A 20,711-nucleotide genomic window follows, 5' to 3' on the forward strand; every position below is an offset into this window, starting at 1 on the left:
CGACAGCGACGGGAGCCTCGGGCGTGGGTTGCGGCTCCGGCTGGGCGACTACGACAGGCGCCACGGGCGCGGGCTGTACCGGCGCGGCGACCGGAGCCGGCGGCGGTTCGACGGGCTGTACGGTTTGCACGGGCTCGGCGACCGGCTGCGGCACTTCGGCAACGACCGGCGGCTGCGGCTCGGGCTGCTTTACCGGCTCGACGGGAACGCTGGCGGGCACCACGTCGAGCACCGGCTCCGGGGTCGGCTCCGGGATTGGCTCGACACGCGGGGCTGCCGGCTCGACCTGGGCGACCGGGGCCTGCTCGGGTGCGGAAATCGGTTCGGCGGCGACAGGCTGTTCAACCTGCGGCTCGGCTTGCGCGGCGGGTTGCTCCTCGGCCTGCGGCTTCTTGCGCCACCAGCTGAACAGACCCTTCTTTTCCCCGGCTGGCGGGGCCTTCTTGTCGTCGTTGGAACCAAACATGTAGGGATCGAATCTCTAGGGGACGCCACGGATACAGGCAGCAAAAAAGCCTCGAAACAGCTTTGAGAAGCCCTGAACATGGCCGCCCGGAAAACGGATGGGTATCCTAGCATCTCCTCGCCCGCCGGGGTTAAGAGGCTGGTCGCCAGCCTGCATAGACCCTGCGGATAGCCCGAAAGGTTCATTCGACGATGAAAACCCCTGCACGCCGCCATGCCGGCCTGCTGCTCGGCTCCCTGCTGCTGCCGTTGATGGCGGTGGCCGCAGATCCGCAGCCCACCCATGAATACACCCTGGACAATGGCCTGAAGGTCGTGGTCCGCGAAGACCACCGCGCCCCCGTGGTGGTCTCCCAGCTCTGGTACAAGGTCGGCTCCAGCTACGAGACGCCCGGGCTGACCGGCCTGTCCCACGCCCTGGAGCACATGATGTTCAAGGGCAGCCGCAAGCTCGGCCCCGGCGAGGCATCCCTGGTGCTGCGCGAGCTCGGCGCGGAAGAGAACGCCTTCACCACCGACGACTACACCGCCTATTACCAGGTGCTGGCCCGCGACCGCCTGCCGGTGGCGCTGGAACTGGAAGCCGACCACATGGCACACCTCGCCCTGCCGGCCGACCAGTTCAAGAGCGAGATCGAGGTGATCAAGGAAGAGCGCCGCATGCGCACCGACGACAAGCCCAACGCGCTGGCCTTCGAACGCTTCAAGGCCGCCGCCTACCCCGCCAGCGGCTACCGCACGCCGACCATCGGCTGGATGGCCGACCTGCAGCGCATGACCAACGACGACCTGCGCCGCTGGTACGAAGCCTGGTACGCGCCGAACAACGCCACCCTGGTGGTAGTCGGCGACGTCAGCGGCGACGAGGTGAAGGCCCTTGCACAGAAGTATTTCGGCGAGATTCCCAAGCGCGAGCTGCCCCCGGCACGCAAGCCGCTGGAACTGGCCGAGCCGGGCGAACGCCGCCTGACCCTGCACGTGCGCACCCAGCTGCCGAGCCTGATCATGGGCTTCAACGTGCCGAGCCTGGGCAGCACCGACAACCCGCGCGAGGTCAACGCCCTGCGCCTGCTCACGGCAATCCTCGACGGCGGCTACAGCGCCCGCCTGTCCTCGCGCCTGGAGCGCGGCGCGGAAGTCGTCACCGGCGCTTCCGCCTCCTATGACGCCTTCGCCCGTGGCGACAGCCTGTTCTTCCTCAGCGCGACGCCCAACGTGCAGACCGGCAAGACCCTCGACCAGGTCGAAACCGCGCTCTGGCAGCAACTGGACGAATTGAAGAAGACCCCGCCGAGCCAGGAAGAACTGGAGCGCGTGCGCGCCCAGGTCATCGCCGGGCTGGTCTACGAGCGCGACTCCATCGCCAGCCAGGCCAGCACCATCGGCGAGCTGGAAAGCGTCGGCCTGTCCTGGAAAGTCGCCGACCAGGACCTGGAGTCCCTGCAGGCGGTCACCGCCGAGGACATCCAGAAAGCCGCCCGCACCTATTTCACCCGCTCCCGCCTGACCCTCGCCCAGGTCCTGCCGGAAGTCGCCACCGACAAGGAGCCGAGCCATGAGTGAACGCAATGGCCTGCGCTACGCACTGGTCGGATTGATCGTCATCGCGCTGATCGCCGGACTGGTGCTGTTCGTTTCCCGACCTGCCGCCGATACCGGGGTCGCCAAGCCGGCCATCGAGCCGAGCGCGCCCACCGGCCTGCAATCCCTCGCCGAAGCCGCCGGCAAGGCGCCCGGTCACCGCAAGCTGAACATCCAGCAGTGGAAGACCGCCGAAGGCGCCCGCGTGCTCTTCGTCGAAGCCCATGAGCTGCCGATGTTCGACCTGCGCCTGACCTTCGCCGCCGGCAGCAGCCAGGACGGCGACGCCTACGGCCTGGCCATGCTGACCAACGCCATGCTCAACGAAGGTGTGCCCGGCAAGGACACCAGCGCCATCGCCGCCGGCTTCGACGACCTGGGCGCCAACTTCGGCAACGGCTCCTACCGCGACATGGCCGTGGCCAGCCTGCGCAGCCTGAGCGAACCGGCCAAGCGCGACGCCGCGCTGGCGCTGTTCGACCAGGTGATCGGCCAGCCGACCTTCCCCGAGGACGCCCTGGTGCGCATCAAGAACCAGGTGATGGCCGGCTTCGAGTACCAGAAACAGAACCCCGGCAAGCTGGCGGGCCTGGAACTGTTCAAGCGGCTCTATGGCGACCACCCCTACGCCCACTCCAGCGACGGCAACGAGAAGTCGATCCCGAAGATCACCACCGCCCAGCTGCGCGCCTTCCACCAGAAGGGCTACGCCGCCGGCAACGTGGTCATCGCGCTGGTCGGTGACCTGACCCGCGAACAGGCCGAAGGCATCGCCAACCGCGTGTCCCAGTCGCTGCCCAAGGGCCCCGCCCTGCCGGCCCCGGCCGAGCCGCAGACGCCCAAGGCCGGCCTCACCCACATCGAGTTCCCGTCCAAGCAGACCCAGCTGACGCTGGCGCAACTGGGCATCACCCGTAACGACCCGGACTACGCCGCGCTCTACCTGGGTAACCAGATCCTCGGCGGCGGCGGCTTCGGCACCCGGCTGATGGACCAGGTGCGCGAAAAGCGCGGCCTGACCTACGGCGTGTATTCCGGCTTCACCGGCATGCAATCGCGCGGACCGTTCACCATCGGCCTGCAAACCCGCGCCGAAATGAGCGAAGGCACCCTCAAGCTGGTCCAGGACATCGTCCGCGATTACCTCGACAAGGGCCCGACCCAGAAGGAGCTGGACGACGCCAAGCGCGAGCTGGCCGGCAGCTTCCCGCTGTCCACCGCGAGCAACGCCGACATCGTCGGCCAGCTGGGCGCCATCGGCTTCTACGATCTGCCGCTGGACTACCTGGAAACCTTCCTCAGCCAGGTCCAGGGCCTGAGCGCAGAACAGGTGAAGCAGGCCATGCGCCGCCACCTCGACCCGGACGGCTTCGTCATCGTCACCGCCGGCCCCACCGTGCCGCAGAAACCCCTGCCGCCGCCCACCGACAAACCCGCCGAGCAACCCGCCGGCGTACCGGAGCACTGATGAGCAAAGGTCACGGCGGCGCCCCGCGCGCCGCACAGAAGCCCCATGGCGGCCAGGGCCAGCTGCGCATCATTGGCGGCGAGTGGCGCAGCCGGCGCTTCGCCTTCCCCGACGGCCCGGGCCTGCGCCCGACGCCGGACCGTGTGCGCGAAACCCTGTTCAACTGGCTGGCGGCCTACGTGCCCGGTGCCCGCGTACTGGACCCCTTCGCCGGCAGCGGCGCGTTGTTCCTCGAAGCCCTGTCCCGCGGCGCCAGCGCGGGCCTCGCGCTGGACACCAACGCCGAAGCGGCCACCGCCCTGCGCGGCCACCTCGCGACCCTTCAGTGCAGCAGCGGCCAGGTCCTGCTGACCGACGCCCTGCGCTACCTGGAAAGCCAACCGGCCGCTCCGTTCGACCTGGTGTTCCTCGACCCGCCCTTCCACCAGGACCTGCTGCAGAACGCCTGCCGCCTGCTGGAAGAACGCGGCTGGCTGGCCAAGGACGCGTGGGTCTACACCGAAAGCGAAGCCGTACCCTCCAGCCTCGGCCTGCCGGCCAACTGGCGCCTGCACCGAGAGAAGAAGGCCGGCGCGGTGCATTACGCGCTGTGGCAGCGAGAAGCCTGAAGCCCGGCGCTCCGCCGGCAAGTGGATGGCGCTAAACTGGCCTTCCACTTGCCACACACCCCGCCCATGAACGCCCCTTTCAAACCCGCCTGGTGGCTGCCCGGCCCGCACCTGCAGACCCTCTACGGCTCGCTGCTGCGCCAGTTGCCGGCACTCGAGCGCAGCCGCGAGCGGTTGTGGCTGGAGGACGGCGATTTCATCGACCTGGACTGGCACGGCTTGCACGAGGCCGACACGCCACTGGTCGTCGCGTTGCACGGGCTCACGGGTTCCTCGTCATCGCACTACATCCTCGGCCTGCAGCAGCAACTGGCCGCCCAGGGCTGGGCCAGCGTCGCGCTGAACTGGCGTGGCTGTTCGGGCGAGTCGAACCTGCTGCCGCGCGGCTATCACTCGGGCGTCAGCGAGGACCTCGCGTCGGTGGTCGCCCACGTCCGCGCCAAGCGGCCGATGGCGCCGCTCTACGCAGTGGGCTATTCGCTGGGCGGCAACGTATTGCTCAAGTACCTGGGCGAGTCCTCGGAAAGCTGCCCGCTGCGCGGCGCGGTGGCGGTATCAGTGCCCTTCCGCCTGGACCAGTGCGCCGACCGCATCGGTATTGGCTTCTCCAAGGTTTATCAGGCGCACTTCATGCGCGAGCTGGTGGCCTATGTACAGACCAAGCGCCAGGCCTTCGCCGCTGGCGGCCACGCTGAGAATCTCGCCGCGTTGGAGCGCCTCGGCCCGCTGGACGGCATGCGCACCTTCTGGGATTTCGACGACCGGGTAACCGCGCCGCTGCACGGTTTTGCCGACGTGCACGACTACTACCGACGGGCCTCCAGTCGCTATTACCTGGGCGGCATCCGCGTGCCGACCCTGGTCATCCAGTCCAGCGACGATCCCTTCATCCACGCCCGGAGCATTCCGCAGGCGGGCGAGCTGTCGGCCTCCACCGAACTGGAGCTGCTGGCCCGCGGCGGCCATGTCGGCTTCATCGGCGGCTCGCCGGGCCGGCCGGACTACTATCTGGAGCGCCGCATCCCGCAGTGGCTGCGGCACCGACACGGCGCCTGACTGTCTTGAATCAGCCCGCTGTGGAGGCAATGGGGCAGACTGGAGGTGTACCCAGGACGGGAAGGCCGAACAGGAGTGATGCCATGACCGACACGCCGCTGACGATTCTGCACAACCCGACACTGAGCGATGCGCAGTGCGCCGGAATCGCCGCGCTCTACCGTGCGGTGGGTTGGGGCTCGCCGGGTACGCTGCAGGAGCTTCGCGAGCTCTACGAGTTCTCCAGCTACACCCTGCTGACCCAGGAGGGCGAGCAGGTCATCGGTCTGCTGCGAGCAGAGAGTGAGACGGCGCAGACCACCTGGCTGGCGGAGATCGCCGTGCTGCCGGGCTTCCAGTCGCGCGGCGTCGGGCGCCTGCTGATGGCGCGCTTCCTGGCGGACCATCCGCAACGCACGCTCTATACCGATGCCACCGAGGGCGTGGAGGGATTCTTCCTGCGCCATGGCATCGCGCTGCGCCGGCCGAGGGTTCCGGGGCCGCGCAAGGCGGATATCTGAAAAGCGGCGGATAACGCTGGCGCGTTATGCGCCCTACGGGGACCGGTCCGAATAACCGCTTGCGGTTATCCGCCGATCAGCCCCTCGCCGCATCACTCTCCCAACGGCACATACAACCGATCGAACACCGCCGCCACCGCCTCGCGCGCATCCGGAGCGATGTGCCCGCTTTCCAGCGCCAGCACCTGGTAGAGGCCTCGGCGCAGTTCGGCTTCGCTGAGGTCGCCGGCCACTTCGCGGGTGGTACAAAGGAAACGCACCCAGGAGGTGAGGATGATCCAGGCGTTCAGGGTCAGGGCTTCGAGCTGGGTGTCGTCCATCAGCAGGATGCCGGCGTCGACGAAACCGCGATAAACGGCCTTGGCGTTGACCAGCGCGCGGCGGGCGAAGCTGCGGTAGTTGGCGGCCAGCTCCGGGTCGGCGTCGAGCAAGTGCTCGAGGTCGCGGTGCAGGAAGCGATAGCGCCACATCGCCGCCAGCAGCGACTCGAGGTAGTAGAGCTTGTCCTCCACCGTTAGCGCACGGCCTTCCGGCACCCGCAGGAACTGGTCCACATGCCCTTCGTACTCGGCGAACAGCTCGGCGATGATCGCCTGCTTGTTGCGGTAGTGGTAGTACAGGTTGCCCGGCGAAATCCCCAGGTGCGCGGCGATGTGGTTGGTGGTGACGCTGCGTTCGCCCTGGGCGTTGAACAGCTCCAGGCTGGCCTGGGCGATGCGCTCGCGGGTCTTGATGCGTGGGGCCATTCGCGGAACTCGTGAAAACGAAAAATGCGCGGCAAAGGTACACCGATTGCTACCGCGTAACACCTGCGCCGGCGCATCCCAACTTTTCGTTGGCTGGGCCAGGCGAAGCCGGTCAGTCATGCTGATTGACAGTCTAGAGTAATTGCTCTAAAAATCCAGCGACAGCACAACAACCCGAAGCACCCACCCACCGGACGCTTCCCCAGTCGCTTCCGCCAAGGAGCCCCGTCATGGTCGCCGACATCGCCTACCTGCAGCAGAGCCAGCAGCAGATCAGCCAGCTGGAATCCCTTCTCGAACGCCAGCGTCAGGCCTATCGCGCCAACCCGATGCCCGACGCCGGCCAGCGCATCGCCTGGCTGAAGAGCCTCGCCAACCTGCTGGTCAGCGAGCAACAGGCGATCATCGAGGCGATCAACAGCGACTTCAGCAATCGCTCCGCCGACGAAACGCTGCTCGCCGAGGTGATGCCCAGCCTGCACGGCGTGCACTACGCGGCCAAGCGCGTGAAGAAGTGGATGAAGCCGTCGCGGCGCAGCGTGAGCATGCTGTTCCAGCCGGCCTCGGCCAAGGTCATCTACCAGCCGCTGGGCGTGGTGGGCGTGATCGTGCCGTGGAACTACCCGCTGTTCCTCGCCATCGGCCCGCTGACCGGCGCCCTGGCCGCCGGCAACCGCGTGATGATCAAGATGAGCGAGTCCACTCCCGCCACCGCGCGCATGCTCAAGGCGCTGCTGGCGAAGATATTCCCCGAGGACATGGTCGCGGTCGTCGAAGGCGAGGTGGAAGTGGGCGTGGCCTTCTCCAAGCTGCCCTTCGACCACCTGCTGTTCACCGGCGCCACCAGCATCGGCAAGCACGTGATGCGCGCTGCCGCCGAGAACCTCACCCCGGTGACCCTGGAGCTGGGCGGCAAGTCGCCGGCCATCGTCTCCGCCAGCGTGCCGATGAAGGACGCCGCCGAGCGCATCGCCTTCGGCAAGTCGCTCAACGCCGGGCAGACCTGTGTGGCGCCGGACTACGTGCTGGTGCCGCACAACCGCGTCGACGAGTTCGTCGACCATTACCGCCAGGTGGTGCAGGGCTTCTTCCCGAAACTGGAGAACAACCCGGACTACACCGCGATCATCAACGAGCGCCAGCTGTCGCGCCTGAACGGCTACCTGGCCGACGCCAAGGCACGCGGCGCCACCGTCATCCCGCTGTTCCCGCAGGCCCAGGGCCGTCGTCTGCCGCAGGCGCTGCTGCTGAACGTGAGCGACGAGATGAAGGTGATGCAGGAGGAAATCTTCGGCCCGCTGCTGCCGGTGATCCCCTACCAGACCCTCGACGAGGCGCTGAGCTACATCAACGAGCGCGACCGCCCGCTGGCCCTGTACTACTTCGGCTACGAAAAGCGCGAACAGGACTACGTGCTGGCGCAGACCCACTCCGGCGGCGTATGCCTGAACGACACCCTGCTGCACGTGGCCCAGGACGACATGCCGTTCGGCGGCATCGGCCCGTCCGGCATGGGGCACTACCACGGCCACGAAGGCTTCCTGACCTTCAGCAAGGCCAAGGGCGTATTCGCCAAGCCGCGCTTCAACGCCGCCCGGGTGATCTACCCGCCCTACGGCAAGGCGCTGCAGAAGCTGGTGTACAAGCTGTTCGTCCGCTGATCTTCCCGGCCGCCGGCAACCCCGGCGGCGTTCCCTCACAGGTGCCCTCTACAAAGGTGACAGAACAAGAATGACAGACACCTCCCTGAGCGCACCGGGCCTGTCCCGGCGCGGCGTTCTCAAAATCGGCCTGCTCGGTGGCGCCTTCCTCGCCACCGCCGGCGTCACTGCCACGCTCAGCGGCTGCTCGGCCAGCGTTCCGGCCAATGGCTACAAGGTCCTGCGCGACTCCGACATGCCCTTCCTGCGCGCGCTGATCCCGGTGATGCTGGCCGGCGCCGTGCCCGCCGAGCGCATGGCCGACGCGGTCAAGGGCACCCTGGAAAGCCTCGACTTCAGCCTGAACCGTCTCTCTCCGGAAATGCTCAAGCTCACCGTCCAGCTGTTCGACGTGCTCGCCCTGCCAATCACCCGCGGCCCGCTGACCGGCATCTGGGGCAGCTGGGACAACGCCAGCGCCGCCGACGTGAAGCACTTCCTCGAACGCTGGCAGAACAGCTCGATCTCGCTGCTGAAGATGGGCCACAGCTCGCTGCTGCAACTGGTCCTGATGGCCTGGTACGGCCGCCCGGAGTCCTGGGGCCATTGCGGCTACCCCGGCCCGCCGAAGGTCTGACCCGGCCAGAACAACAAGAATTCGCCTGAGAGAATCCCGATGCCTGTACCCGATCTGTTCGCTGCCGGCCTGGCCGGTGGCTGGAAAGTCCATGACGGCTCCCGCCTGGACAAGGACCTGACCCTCGAGGCCGACGTGGTGATCGTCGGCACCGGCGCGGGCGGCGGCACCACCGCCGAAACCCTCAGCGCCGCCGGCTACAAGGTGCTGCTGGTGGAAGAAGGCCCGCTGCGCACCAGCTCCGACTTCAAGATGCAGGAAGCCGAGGCCTACCCGACCCTGTACCAGGAAGGCATCGGCCGGATGAGCAAGGACGGCGCCATCACCATCCTCCAGGGCCGCGCCGTGGGCGGCACCACCCTGGTCAACTGGACTTCCAGCTTCCGCACGCCGGACCTGACCCTGGAACACTGGGCCAAGGAGCACGGCGTCAAGGGCCACAGCGTGGCCGAGATGGCACCCTGGTTCGAGAAGATGGAACAGCGCCTGGGCGTCGCGCCCTGGGCCCTGCCGCCGAACGCCAACAACGACGTGATCCGCAAGGGCTGCGACAAGCTCGGCCTGCACTGGAAGGTCATCCCGCGCAACGTGCGCGGCTGCTGGAACCTAGGCTACTGCGGGATGGGCTGCCCGACCAACGCCAAGCAGTCGATGCTGGTCACCACCATTCCGGCCACCCTGGACAAGGGCGGCGAGCTGCTCTACCTCGCCCGCGCCAACCGCCTGCTGATCGACGGCGACAAGGTCAGTGGCCTGGAGTGCTTGGCCATGGACGAGCGCTGCGTCGCCCCGACCGGCCGCAAGATCACCGTCAAGGCGCGCCACTACGTGCTCTCCGGCGGCGGCATCAACACCCCGGCGATCCTCCTGCGTTCCAAGGCGCCGGACCCGAACGGCCGCGTCGGCCAGCGCACCTTCCTGCACGTGGTGAACTTCAGCGCCGGGCTGTTCGACGAGGTGATCAACCCCTTCTACGGCGCGCCGCAGTCGATCTACTCCGACCATTTCCAGTGGGACGACGGCGCCACCGGGCGCATGTCCTACAAGCTCGAAGTGCCACCGCTGCAGCCCTCGCTGAGCGCCACGCTGCTCGGCCGCTTCGGCGAGGACAACGCCCTGCGCATGGAGCAGCTGCCGCACACCAACGTGATCCTGGCGCTGATGCGCGACGGCTTCCACCCCGACAGTGCGGTCGGCACCGTCAGCCTGCGCGGCGACGACACCCCGGTGCTGGATTACCAGATGACCGACTACACCTGGGACGGCATCCGCCGCGCCTTCCACACCATGGCCGACATTCAGTTCGCCGCCGGCGCCAAGGCCGTGCTGCCGCTGCATGCCGACGCCGGGTATGTTAAGAGCGCCAAGGAAGCCCACGCGCTGATCGACGGCCTGAGCCTGGAGCTGTACCGCACCCGCCTGGGCAGCGCCCACGTGATGGGCGGCTGCGCCATGGGCGAGGACCCGAAACAGGCGGTGTGCGACAGCCTCGGCCGTCACCACCAGCTGCAGAACCTGTCGATCCACGACGGCTCGCTGTTCCCCACCAGCATCGGCGCCAACCCGCAGCTGTCGGTGTACGGCCTCACCGCGCAGCTCAGCGCCGCGCTGGCCGAGCGACTGGGTAAGGCCTGATACGAAACCCCGACCGTCCGCGCCGGATAGCTCTTCGTAGGAGCGAGCTTGCTCGCGAACTGCCCAGCCCCGATGTCTCCGGGAAGCTCTGTTCGCGAGCAAGCTCGCTCCTACAAGGGCTCAACAACCGGCAAACCCATGCGCAGGCTCTGGAACGGGGCCTGCGCGTGACTGACCGGTCCGTCAGCTATAAACTCAGGTAGTCCGCGCGCGGAAGCACTACCAAGGTCGCTTGGCCCCACGGACATGCTGCGTTACCATCCGCCCCGCTGATGCCCAGCCTGCCAACAAGAGCCGACCAGGACGCCGCGATGAATCGAGTGCTGTACCCGGGTACCTTCGACCCCATCACCAAAGGCCATGCCGATCTGGTCGAACGCGCCTCGCGTCTGTTCGACCAGGTGATCATTGCCGTCGCCGCCAGCCCCAAGAAGAACCCCCTGTTCCCGCTGGAGCAACGGGTCGAGCTGGCCCGCCAGGTAACCTCGCACCTGCCCAATGTCGAAGTGGTCGGCTTCTCCTCGCTGCTCGCGCATTTCGCCAAGGAACAGAACGCCAACATCCTGCTGCGCGGCCTGCGCGCGGTGTCGGACTTCGAGTACGAATTCCAGCTGGCGAACATGAACCGCCAGCTCGCCCCCGACCTGGAGAGCATGTTCCTCACCCCGTCGGAGAAGTACTCCTTCATCTCCTCCACCCTGGTGCGCGAAATCGCGGCGCTGGGCGGCGACATCGCCAAGTTCGTCCATCCCGCCGTGGCCAGCGCCCTGGCCGAGCGCTTCAAGCGCTGACCGCGCCACCGGTCCCCGACCGCACGCCGGGCCTCCCCCAGGCCCGGCTTTTCTGCTAGAACAGCAGAGCCCCGCCGCACCTTGCTCGCCCCTGGGGCACATTCCGCCGAACGACACGGACACGTCTCCTCAAGAAGAACAACAAGAGGCGAGGCCATGCTCCGCAAGAGCCAGCACCCCGATGCGCTTTCACCGCAGGAGTGGGCGAGCTTCATGCCCACCCCCGCGCAAACCTCCAGCGACAGCCACGGCTGGACGTCGATCACCGCCCGCCGCCACCTGCACCCCAACCGTGGGCACATCGAACCGCCACCGCTGGCGGCGCACTTCATCGTCATACACCTGGAAACGCCCGGCGATCTCGGCGTCCGTCTCAATGGCGAATGGCTGCGCGGACACAGCCGCCCGGGGCAGATCTCGATCATGTCGGCGAACCAGGAGAACGCCTGGGAATGGTCGTCGGCGATCGACTCCCTGCACGTCTGCCTCGACCCGCAGGTACTGCGGCGCACGGCGCGCGAGGCGGACTTCCCGGCCTTCGAACTGAACGACGGCATCGGCCTGGAGAACCCGGCGATCTACAACATCGGCCTGGGCCTGCTGGATGAGCTGCATGGCAACAAGCCCGGCTCACGGGCCTATGTGCAGGCCCTGACGCAGACCTTCTGCCTGGAATTGCTGCGCGGCCACTGCAACCTGCTGACGGAGGAACCGGACGAGCGCCTGGCGCTCTCGCCGCACAAGCTCAAGGCAGCGCTGGACTTCGTCGAGGCGAGCCTGGCACAGAACATCTCGGTGGAAGACATCGCCACGGCGGCGCACAGCAGCCCCTGTCACTTCGCCCACACCTTCCGCAAGGCCATGGGCGTGTCGCCCTACCACTACCTGCTGCAGCGGCGCATCGAGCGCGCCAAGGTGCTGCTGCGGGAAACCGACGCGCGTATCAGCGACGTGGCCCTGGCCACCGGGTTCTCCAGCCAGAGCCACTTCACCGCGTGCTTCCACCGTACCTGCCGGGAACCCCCCGGACGCTTCCGCCAGCGCGGCGGAGACTGACAGCCGGAGCCCGGCGAGCGGGCCCCGGGCGCGGCCTCAGCGGTAGCCGCCCTTGCCTGCCGGCATGATCCAGAGCCGAGTCAGCAGGCCATACACCACCGCCGCGACCAGCACCGACGGCAGCGAAGCGGTGGTGAAGGCATAGGGGCCATGGCTTTCGTAGGTCAGCGGATCGAGCAGGACGACATAGGTCGCGCACCCCGCGGCCATCGCCAGCACTGCCGCCGGGTTGACCCCGAGCCAGAAGCGGTAGGGGCTGTCCGGACCATTGTCGAACAGTGCGCGCACCACGATCCGGCGCCGGCGCATCAGGTAGTAATCGGCGATCTGAATGCCGCACAGCGGCGCGAAGCCGACCCCGATGAAGGCGAGGAAGGTGCCGAAGTTGGCGAAGAACAGCTCCGGGATGATCAACCCGACCAGCGCCACCGGCAGAAGGGTGATCAGCAGGATCGCCGGCCAGGACAGTCGCTCCAGCGCCTTGAAGTGCTGCAGGCCGATGGCCGAGGCATAGACACCCGCCACCGCGGTGCCGAGGTTGGCGGCAGCGACGAACAGCAGCGCGACGATGCCGTAGGTCGGCCCGCCGATGCTGCGCAGCCACTCCGACGGATCGGACACCTGCAACACCAGCACCCCGGCGATGCCGATCAGGCTCAGGGCCGGCACCGGCGCCGACATGCCGAGCATGATCGGCAGCGCCGCCGTTCGGCCCTTCGGCGCCATCCGCACCATGGCCCCCATGTACGGCCACCAGGACAGCAGCGAGGCAATGCCGATCTCAACCCCGGTGGTGTAGTTCCACAGGCGGTCCGGCGAGGCGGACGCAGGCACCGCGCTGGCCAGCTCGCCCCAGCGCTGGCTGACGATTATGTAGAGCATCCAGAAGCCCACCAGCACATGCACCACCAGGATCTTGGCGACCCGGTCGACCCCGCTGGAACCCTTGAGCAGGAAGCAGAACACCAGCGAGCAGGCCAGCAGGATGGTCATCGGCACCAGCAAGGCACCACTGCCGTCCTGAATCACCCCCAGCGCCAGCAGCAACTGGGTGGTCGACTTGGCGAAGAAGATCAGCAGCAGGGAGTTCCAGCCGACGATCGAGATGAACTGCATGGCGCTGACCAGCACCCAACCACGGTTGCCGAACTGCGGCTTGACCGAGGCGATCGAGTCGACGCCGAAACGCATGCACACCGGCACCACGGCCAGCGCCACCAGCAGCATGCCGATCATGCAGCCGGCGCTGAGGGAGATCGAGCCGCTGACGAACGGCAGGTAGGCGCCGACGTAGCCGCCGATGAGATAGCACCAGGTCGCCGCCGCCGCGGTGGCCAGCGAGATGCCCAATTTCCAGCTGCCCCAGGTGCGTTCGCTGCGCAGCAGCGGCAGGGCGCTTTTGTCCGCCTCGACGGCGGCACTGGTGGCGCCCCCGGCGGCTGCCGAGGTCGCGGATAGGTGTCCGTTCATGCGTACCACCCCGCTACCAGCGCCACCACCGGCAGGACCAGCCCGAGCAGGAGCAGCCAGAACCAGCTCATCGCATCGAAGTCTTCGCCTTGCTCATCCGGGTCTTCCAGCAACCGCAGACGTCTTTCCAGTTCGCCCGTTTGTTCTTGCATCTTTTCGGCCCTCATCCAGAAAGGTCCGCCGCCCGTGCCGGCGCGGCGGAGTGTTTGCTTCGGCTACCGGCTCAGCGCGTACCGGGGAAGGCTTCCTCGTCGCGGAACGGGAACCACCAGAAGTCCTGCGCCGAGGCTGCCGGGTCCATCATCACGAACTTGCTGTGGCGGAAGGTATCCAGCCCCTCGGCCCCCAGCTGGCGCCCCATGCCCGACTGCTTGCGGCCACCGAACGGACCGGCGTCGTTGTCCAGCAGCGGTGCGTTGACCCACACCATGCCGGCCTCCAGCGCGTGCACGGCGCGCATGCTTTCCTCGAGGTCGGTGGTGTAGATGGTCGAGCCGAGGCCGTAGCGCGAGTCGTTGGAGAGCTTCAGCGCCTCGTCCAGGCTTTCGACCCGGCAGATCGGCGCCACCGGGCCGAAGCTCTCGTCATGCAGGATGTCCATCTCCGGACGCACGTCACGCAGCACGGTCGCCTCGGCGAACCAGCCCCGCTCCAGGCCGCGCGGGCGACCGCCACCGGCGGCGACGCGGGCGCCCTGCTCGATGGCGCGGTGGAGAATGCGCTCGTAGCGCTCGCGCTGCACCTTGGAGGCGAGCGGCCCATGTCCACCTTGTCCAGGCCGTTGCCGACGCGGATGCGCCCGGCATGATAGGCCAGCCGTTCGACGAAGGCGTCGTAGACCGCGTCGTGCACATAGAAGCGCTCCGACGAGGCACAGACCTGGCCGCAGTTGAGGTAGGCGCCGAAGGCGGCGCCGCGCGCGGCGATGTCCAGCGGCGCCGAGGGCATCACGATGAAGGGATCGTTGCCCGAGGTTTCGATCAGGGTGCGCTTGTACAGCCCGGCGCATTCGCGGGCGACGATGCGCCCGGTCTCGATGCCGCCGGTGAACGCCACCATGTGCGTGTTGGGGTGCCGTACCAGTTGCTGGGCAACCTCGGCTCCGCCGGTCAGCACCTGCACCAGGCCCTCGCCCAGCGCGGCGAAGGCCTGGACGAACTGCAGGGTAGTCAGCGAGGTCAGCTCGGACGGCTTGATGATCACCGAGTTGCCCGCCGCCAGCGCCGCGGCGGCCTGCCAGCAGAGCAGGCAGAGCGGATAGTTGAAGGGCAGGATCAGCACCACCACGCCCAGCGGCTCCTTCAGCGAGAAGTTGAACTGGCCGTCCACCACCGGGCCCGTGACCCGGCCGATCTCATGGCGGCCCAGCTCCGCGTAGTAGTCCACTGCGGTGGCGGACCAGGACACCTCATCGAAGGACTCCTTGTAGGTCTTGCCGATCTCGCGGGTGAGCATCTCCGCTACCAGCGGCTGCTGCCGGCGGATCTCCGCGGCCACCGCGTGCAGCGCTTCGGCGCGATGCAGGCCATTGCTGCGGTTCCACAGTTGCTGGGCACGATTGGCCACAGCGACCGCGCGCTCGACCTCCTCGCGGCTGGCGTCGCTGATCTGGCCGATGCACTGCTCGGTGGCCGGGTCCAGGACCTCCTGGCTTGCGCCGCCTGAGCCCGGGCGCAGTTGTCCGTCGATCCATTGGCAACCGCTGAGCCGAGCAAAGTGTTCGAGAGCATTCATGGTGCGCTTTTCCTTTCTGACGACTGTGGCTTGACCCCGGCGGCCACCGCCGGCCGGGTTCGGTTCGACGCCAGACTAGGGCTGTCGCAAGCCGCCGATCTTTCAGCTTCCTGCGGCGCTTTGCGCATTCCTGCGAATTCTTCATGGGCTGGTCGGTCAGCCGGCAGGTGCGCGCAAGCCCCCGATGCGGCACAATTCCAGCATTCCTGTTGCTGACAGCCATGCCCCCGGACATGGCCGGAGTTATTCGATGTCCCTGAAAATCACCGACGATTGCATCAACTGCGACGTCTGCGAACCCGAGTGCCCCAATGCCGCGATCTCCCAGGGCGAGGAGATCTACGTGATCGACCCGAACCTGTGCACCGAGTGCGTCGGCCACTACGACGAGCCGCAGTGCCAGCAGGTCTGCCCGGTCGACTGCATCCCCCTCGACGAGAACAACGTCGAGAGCAAGGAGCAGTTGATGGAGAAGTACAAGAAGCTCACCGGCAAGGCCTGATCCCGCGCGGTTCGACACTTTTTCATTGAGCTCTCACAAACCCTTGGGCCGTGGGATTGTCTATCCTCCCTAGTCCGCCCAATCAGGTTTTCCAGCCGGTGCAGCCGGCGGTTCGTGAGATGCCATGTCCCTGTTGAATATCCGCTCCCGCGCCACCCTGCTCGGCTTCTGCAGCCTCCTGCTGCTCAGCGCCGCCCTGCATGCCGCGGAACACCCGGCGCAGGCCGGCGTTGCCACTGCCCATCCGGCCGCCACCGTGGCCGGCCTGGAAACCCTCGCCGACGGCGGTAACGCCTTCGACGCCGCCGTGGCCATCAGCGCCGCGCTGGCGGTGGCCGAACCCTATGGCTCGGGCCTGGGCGGCGGCGGCTTCTTCCTGCTGCGCCAGGCTGGCGACCCGCCGACCTACCGTTTCATCGACGCCCGCGAGCGCGCCCCGCTGGCCGCCCACGCGCGGATGTACGAGCGCAACGGCAAGGTCGACCCGCAGCTGTCGCTCAATGGCCCGCTGGCCGCCGGCATCCCCGGCCTGCCCGCGGCGCTGGCGGATATCACCAGCCGCTACGGCAGGAAGACCCTGGCGAATAATCTGGTGCCGGCGATCCGCCTGGCCACCGACGGCGTCTCCGTTGACCGCATCTACATCGACCGCGCCTCCTGGCGCCTGGACGCGATACGCAAGGACCGCGAAACCGCGCGCATCTTCCTTCCCAGCGGCAACCTGCCCGAAGAATGGGACCTGGTGCGCCAGCCGGAGCTGGCACGCACCCTGGAGCGTTTGGCCCGTTATGGCCGGATCGGCTTCTACGAAGGCGAAACCGCCGACAAGCTGGTGCAGGGCGTGCGCGCCGCCGGCGGCGTCTGGAGCCTGGAGGACCTGGCCAGCTACCGCACCGTGGAGCGCCCGGCTCTGCGTTACCCACTGAATGATGGGCGTGAGCTCATCAGCGCACCGCCGCCCTCCGCCGGCGGCGTGGCCCTGGCCCAGAGCCTGGGGATGCTGCAGCAACTGCCGTGGCAAAAGGCCGACCCGGTGCAGCGCGCGCACTATGTGGTGGAGGCGCTGCGCCGCGCCTACCGCGATCGCGGCCTGCTGGGCGACCCCGATCGCGTCGCCAACCCGGTGCCGCAACTGCTCGCGCCCGATTACCTCAAGCGCCTGGCCGGTGGCATCGACCCGCAGCGCGCCACTCCCAGCTCGTCCCTGCCTCCGGCGCCCGCCTGGCGCGAGGGCGACCACACCACCCACTTCGTGGTCATGGATGCGGACGGCAACGCGGTGGCCGCGACCCTTTCGGTCAACCTGCCGTTCGGCGCCGCCTTCACCGTGCCCGGCACCGGCGTGCTGCTCAATGACGAGATGGATGACTTCGCCACCGATGTCAGCGGCGCCAACGCCTATCAGCTGGCCGGCAGCCAGGCCAACGCCGTGGCCTCCGGCAAGCGCCCGCTGTCGAGCATGAGCCCGAGCTTCATCGAAAGCTCCAACGAGCTGGCGGCCTTCGGCACCCCCGGCGGCAGCCGCATTCCCAGCATGGTGCTGCTGTCGATGCTGGACTACCTGGACGGCAAGCCGATCCAGCAGTGGGTGTCGTCCCCGCGCTATCACCACCAGTACCTGCCGGACGTGATCGAGCACGAACCGCGCGCCTTCAGCGGCAGCCAGATGGCCGAGCTGAACCGCCGTGGCTATACGCTCAAGGATGTCGGCCGCGCCTATGGCAACCAGCAGGTGCTGCTGTGGAACAAGAAGTCCGGCGAGGTGCAGACGGCCAGCGATCCGCGCGGCATTGGCATCGCTACCGAACTGGCGATGCCGATGCGCTGATCAGGAGAGGATGAGCGCTGGAGCCTCGTCGTCCTGCGGCTCGAACAGACCGTGCTCGGTGCCCAGTTGCAGCACGTTGCGCAGGCTCTGGACGATGCGGCTAACGTAGCCGAGATCGTTCATCAGCGAACTGGTCTGCAGGCCGTCCAAATCCTGCTGGCGCACGGCGGCGAACAGGCGCTGGCGGAAGGCCGCGTCGAACGCCGCGGCGCTTTCGTCGAGCAATTGCAGGCGCGCCAGGAGCGCGTCTTCCGGTAACTCACCGCCGATCAGCACGCCCATCGCCCGCACTTCCCGCAGCATGCCGAGCAGATGGCGGCGCAGCTCCACGTAAGCCTCGCGCATGGACGAAGGCTCGCCTTGCAGCGCCTGGCCGAGGTTCTTCTGCAGGTGCTTGGCGTCCTTCACCGCATCCACCAGTTGCAGCGCCACCACCTGGCAGGACAGCCAGAGCCGCTGGTGCTCCTCGTCCAGCGGTACCTCCAGGCGCCCCATGAAGCTCAGCAGGTCGCCATAGACGCCCTTGATATGACGCTGGTAGAGCACTTCCGCGGACAGCGCGTGACGGTCCGGCGCGGCCTGCAGCTGGCTTTCATCCACACGCGGCTGGGTGAGCATCTCCACCGGCAGGTACAAGGCGTGGCAGATTACCTCGATGCTCAGCCGGCCCAGGTGACGCAGCTCCTGCAGCACCGCGCTGGCCGAGGCGTCGGCGGAGTCCAGCGCCCGCTCGTTGAGGTAGCGCGCATGGGTGCGCTCGATGCTCGGCAGGGCCGGCGCCATGTCGGTGATCAGCACCGTCGGCTCTTCCATCTCCGGCAGCCAGCGCACCAGCGCCTTGGCCAGCGCGCCCTGCAGCGGCCAGAACAGCAGCACGCCCATGCCGTTGAACAGCGTGTGGAACAGCGCCAGCTGGATCATCGGGTTGTCCGACAGCCCAAACGGCGTCACCAGCGCGTGCACCAGCCAGGTCAGGGGCGAGAGCAGGATGAAGGTCAACACACCGGTCACCACGTTGAACAACACGTGCGCCAATGCCAGCCGCTGCCCGCTGCGGTTGCCGCCCAGGGAGCCGACGAAGGCGGTGGTGACGCTGCTGCCGACGTTGGAACCGATGGCGATGGCCAGGCTCTGGCCCAGCTCCAGTTGCCCACCGGCCAGCGCCGCCAGGGTGAGCATCAGGGTGGCGTGGCTGGATTGCAGGACCACGGTGATCAGCGCGCCGAAGGTGACGAACAGCAGCGCGCCGAGCATGCCCTCGGATTGCAGTTCGCGGGTGTCCAGGGCGTCGCCGAAGCTGGAGAAGCCCTCCTTGATCTGGTCGATGCCCAGGAAGATGAAGGCGACGCCCAACAGGATGCGCCCGGCGGCCTTGCTCTTGTCGCCGTTGAAGCCCATCAGCACGCCGAACACCAGCAGCGGCAGTGCCAGCGGGCTCAGGCTAAGGTTCTGCCCGGCCAGGGCGAGCAGCCAGATGCCGCTGGTGGCGCCGAGGTTGGCGCCGAAGAGAATGGCGATGCCGCCGGCCAGCTGGATCAGCCCGGTGCTGATGAAGGCGATGGTGAGCAGGGAAACCAGAGTGGAGGATTGCAGCAGGAAGGTGCCGACCAGGCCGAACAGCAGGCTCTTGCCACGGGTCGCGGTGCTTTTCTCCAGCCAACGTTCCAGTTGGCTGCCAGCCAGGTCACGCAGGCCCTCTTCCAGGCACTGCATGCCGAACAGGAACAATGCCAGCCCCGCGCCCAACTGCAGCAGACCGGCACTGGACCAGAAGCCATAGCCAAGACCAACGGCAACCAGCGACAGAAGCACCGGACGCAGGTGCTTCTTCAGCCGGGTCGTATCCATACGTTACCTGCTGGGCTCAACGCATCGCCGGGGATGCGTTCGATGTGACGGGCGGCCCGGACGCGGCCGCCCCGGTGGGCAGAACTCAGTCCTGCTTGTAGCCGCTCTTGGTGCAGCCCAGGCAGCGAACGAAGGCGGACTTGCCCGGCTCGACCACCAGCGCCTCGCCGGCTTCCTTGACGTTGCCACCCAGCGCGCTGAACGGCAGGGTCACCACGAACGCCGCGGCGCCCACCACGGTCGCGGCGATCAGCAGCGGACGGGCGAAGATCAGGTCACCCATCATGGCGTATGCGGGCGGCGCCTCGACGGTATAGAGCGGATCGCCGCTGGCGCTGGAAGCCACCACTTCTTCGGCGACGGCCGGCATCGACGACAGCCCGCAGGTCAGAGCCAGGACAACGGCGGTGGTGCGAAACAGGTTCATGGAGAGAAGTCCTTTTTATGTAGTTGGGCAGGCAGACTGCCATTAACTATAACAGCGCTCCGTGACTTGTCGCGTGACAGCCTTCAATCGCCGAAGAATGCATATTCAGGCTTTTTCGGTACAAACGGCCGGTAGAAATCCAGCATCCGACGCAGATCGGCCGCCTCATCTCCCGTCGGCCAGTACGGCTCGCCGATGACGATGCGCCGCCCCGGATAGTCCAGCGCGGCCAGGACGATGGGCACGCCCGCACCACGGGCGATATGGTAGAAGCCCATCTTCCAGCGCTCGACCTTCCTGCGCGTGCCCTCCGGCGAGAGGATCAGCATCATCTCGCGGCTGTCGCGAAAGGCCTGCACCGCCTGGTCCACGGTATTGAGCTTGAGGTGGCGCTGGATCGGAATACCGCCCCAGCGCCGCATCAGCCCGCCCCAGGGACCGCGGAACAGGGTGTGCTTGCCGAACCAGCGGGCATTCAGGCGCAGCACGAACTTGGCGGCGAGGAACAGCATGAAGTCCCAGTTGGAGGTGTGGTGGGCGCCGATCACCACGAACTTGTCGAGGGCGGGCAGCGAGCCCTCGATGCGCCAGCCCGCGACGCGCAGCATGGCATGGCCGAGCGCCTCGGCCAGCGGATTGCGGGGCAGATAATTACCGGACATGAATCACCTGGTGGCCCCCTCGGGAGGGGCCATTGTTGTTATGGATTATTTTAGAGC

At 67.4% G+C, this 20,711-nt stretch carries 18 protein-coding genes and 2 pseudogenes; 12 read left to right on the top strand and 8 right to left on the bottom strand.

What is annotated here, in order from left to right; genetic code table 11:
* Positions 1–466, bottom strand: a pseudogene (locus J5M67_RS12720) (signal recognition particle-docking protein FtsY); the annotation flags it as partial.
* Between the two features lie 191 nt (positions 467–657).
* Here J5M67_RS12720 and J5M67_RS12725 point away from each other — a divergent pair.
* From J5M67_RS12725 to J5M67_RS12745, 5 genes are all read left to right on the top strand, one after another.
* Positions 658–2,028, top strand: a complete 1,371-nt coding sequence (locus J5M67_RS12725; protein ID WP_207885694.1) for a pitrilysin family protein — start codon at positions 658–660, stop codon at positions 2,026–2,028.
* Positions 2,021–3,514, top strand: a complete 1,494-nt coding sequence (locus tag J5M67_RS12730) for a pitrilysin family protein (protein WP_207885695.1) — start codon at positions 2,021–2,023, stop codon at positions 3,512–3,514. The genes J5M67_RS12725 and J5M67_RS12730 overlap by 8 nt, the downstream gene beginning before the upstream one ends.
* Positions 3,514–4,122: a 16S rRNA (guanine(966)-N(2))-methyltransferase RsmD gene (gene rsmD, locus J5M67_RS12735; RefSeq protein WP_207885696.1), complete on the top strand. Its 609-nt coding sequence runs from the start codon at positions 3,514–3,516 to the stop codon at positions 4,120–4,122. The genes J5M67_RS12730 and rsmD overlap by 1 nt, the downstream gene beginning before the upstream one ends.
* Positions 4,123–4,188: 66 nt before the next feature.
* Positions 4,189–5,178, top strand: a complete 990-nt coding sequence (locus J5M67_RS12740) for a hydrolase (protein ID WP_207885697.1) — start codon at positions 4,189–4,191, stop codon at positions 5,176–5,178.
* Positions 5,179–5,261: 83 nt separating this feature from the next.
* Positions 5,262–5,678 carry a GNAT family N-acetyltransferase gene (locus tag J5M67_RS12745; protein WP_207885698.1) on the top strand — a complete coding sequence of 139 codons (417 nt, stop codon included), beginning with the start codon at positions 5,262–5,264 and terminating at the stop codon, positions 5,676–5,678.
* Between the two features lie 92 nt (positions 5,679–5,770).
* On the opposite strand, the gene J5M67_RS12750 is transcribed toward J5M67_RS12745, so the two are convergent.
* Positions 5,771–6,424, bottom strand: a complete 654-nt coding sequence (locus J5M67_RS12750; protein ID WP_207885699.1) for a TetR/AcrR family transcriptional regulator — start codon at positions 6,422–6,424, stop codon at positions 5,771–5,773.
* Between the two features lie 230 nt (positions 6,425–6,654).
* Between J5M67_RS12750 and J5M67_RS12755 the strand changes: the two genes are divergently transcribed.
* The 5 genes from J5M67_RS12755 to J5M67_RS12775 all read left to right on the top strand — a co-directional run bounded on the left by J5M67_RS12755 (position 6,655) and on the right by J5M67_RS12775 (position 12,183).
* Positions 6,655–8,085, top strand: a complete 1,431-nt coding sequence (locus J5M67_RS12755) for a coniferyl aldehyde dehydrogenase (protein WP_207885700.1) — start codon at positions 6,655–6,657, stop codon at positions 8,083–8,085.
* 70 nt (positions 8,086–8,155) lie between these two features.
* Entirely contained in the window at positions 8,156–8,701 is a 546-nt protein-coding gene (locus tag J5M67_RS12760; protein WP_207885701.1) for a twin-arginine translocation pathway signal protein, read from the top strand.
* Positions 8,702–8,740: 39 nt separating this feature from the next.
* Positions 8,741–10,336: a GMC family oxidoreductase gene (locus tag J5M67_RS12765; RefSeq protein ID WP_207885702.1), complete on the top strand. Its 1,596-nt coding sequence runs from the start codon at positions 8,741–8,743 to the stop codon at positions 10,334–10,336.
* A gap of 311 nt (positions 10,337–10,647) precedes the next feature.
* On the top strand, positions 10,648–11,127 hold the full coding sequence (gene coaD, locus J5M67_RS12770) for a pantetheine-phosphate adenylyltransferase (RefSeq protein ID WP_207885703.1): 480 nt from the start codon (positions 10,648–10,650) through the stop codon (positions 11,125–11,127).
* A 156-nt stretch (positions 11,128–11,283) separates the two neighbouring features.
* Entirely contained in the window at positions 11,284–12,183 is a 900-nt protein-coding gene (locus tag J5M67_RS12775) for an AraC family transcriptional regulator (RefSeq protein WP_207885704.1), read from the top strand.
* A 36-nt stretch (positions 12,184–12,219) separates the two neighbouring features.
* Here J5M67_RS12775 and J5M67_RS12780 read toward each other — a convergent pair whose 3' ends face one another.
* The 3 genes and pseudogenes from J5M67_RS12780 to J5M67_RS29930 all read right to left on the bottom strand — a co-directional run bounded on the left by J5M67_RS12780 (position 12,220) and on the right by J5M67_RS29930 (position 15,387).
* Entirely contained in the window at positions 12,220–13,653 is a 1,434-nt protein-coding gene (locus J5M67_RS12780) for a cytosine permease (protein ID WP_207885705.1), read from the bottom strand.
* Positions 13,650–13,805, bottom strand: a complete 156-nt coding sequence (locus J5M67_RS12785; RefSeq protein WP_207885706.1) for a hypothetical protein — start codon at positions 13,803–13,805, stop codon at positions 13,650–13,652. Before J5M67_RS12785 ends, J5M67_RS12780 begins: the two co-directional genes overlap by 4 nt.
* 71 nt (positions 13,806–13,876) lie before the next feature.
* A pseudogene (locus tag J5M67_RS29930) lies at positions 13,877–15,387 on the bottom strand (aldehyde dehydrogenase).
* A gap of 250 nt (positions 15,388–15,637) precedes the next feature.
* Here J5M67_RS29930 and J5M67_RS12795 point away from each other — a divergent pair.
* Positions 15,638–15,889 carry a YfhL family 4Fe-4S dicluster ferredoxin gene (locus J5M67_RS12795; protein ID WP_207885708.1) on the top strand — a complete coding sequence of 84 codons (252 nt, stop codon included), beginning with the start codon at positions 15,638–15,640 and terminating at the stop codon, positions 15,887–15,889.
* A gap of 124 nt (positions 15,890–16,013) precedes the next feature.
* Positions 16,014–17,717 (top strand): gamma-glutamyltransferase family protein, encoded by a 1,704-nt coding sequence (locus J5M67_RS12800; protein WP_207885709.1) that lies wholly within the window; start codon positions 16,014–16,016, stop codon positions 17,715–17,717.
* Here the strand turns inward: J5M67_RS12800 and J5M67_RS12805 are convergent, their stop codons facing one another.
* The 3 genes from J5M67_RS12805 to J5M67_RS12815 all read right to left on the bottom strand — a co-directional run bounded on the left by J5M67_RS12805 (position 17,718) and on the right by J5M67_RS12815 (position 20,654).
* Complete coding sequence (locus J5M67_RS12805; RefSeq protein WP_207885710.1) at positions 17,718–19,565, bottom strand: Na/Pi cotransporter family protein; 1,848 nt, start codon at positions 19,563–19,565, stop codon at positions 17,718–17,720.
* Positions 19,566–19,650: 85 nt separating this feature from the next.
* On the bottom strand, positions 19,651–19,992 hold the full coding sequence (locus tag J5M67_RS12810) for a multidrug transporter (protein WP_207885711.1): 342 nt from the start codon (positions 19,990–19,992) through the stop codon (positions 19,651–19,653).
* 83 nt (positions 19,993–20,075) lie between these two features.
* Positions 20,076–20,654: a lysophospholipid acyltransferase family protein gene (locus J5M67_RS12815; RefSeq protein WP_207885712.1), complete on the bottom strand. Its 579-nt coding sequence runs from the start codon at positions 20,652–20,654 to the stop codon at positions 20,076–20,078.
* Between the last annotated feature and the right edge of the window lie 57 nt (positions 20,655–20,711).

The organism is Pseudomonas sp. 30_B (assembly GCF_017491605.1).
Taxonomy (GTDB): domain Bacteria; phylum Pseudomonadota; class Gammaproteobacteria; order Pseudomonadales; family Pseudomonadaceae; genus Pseudomonas.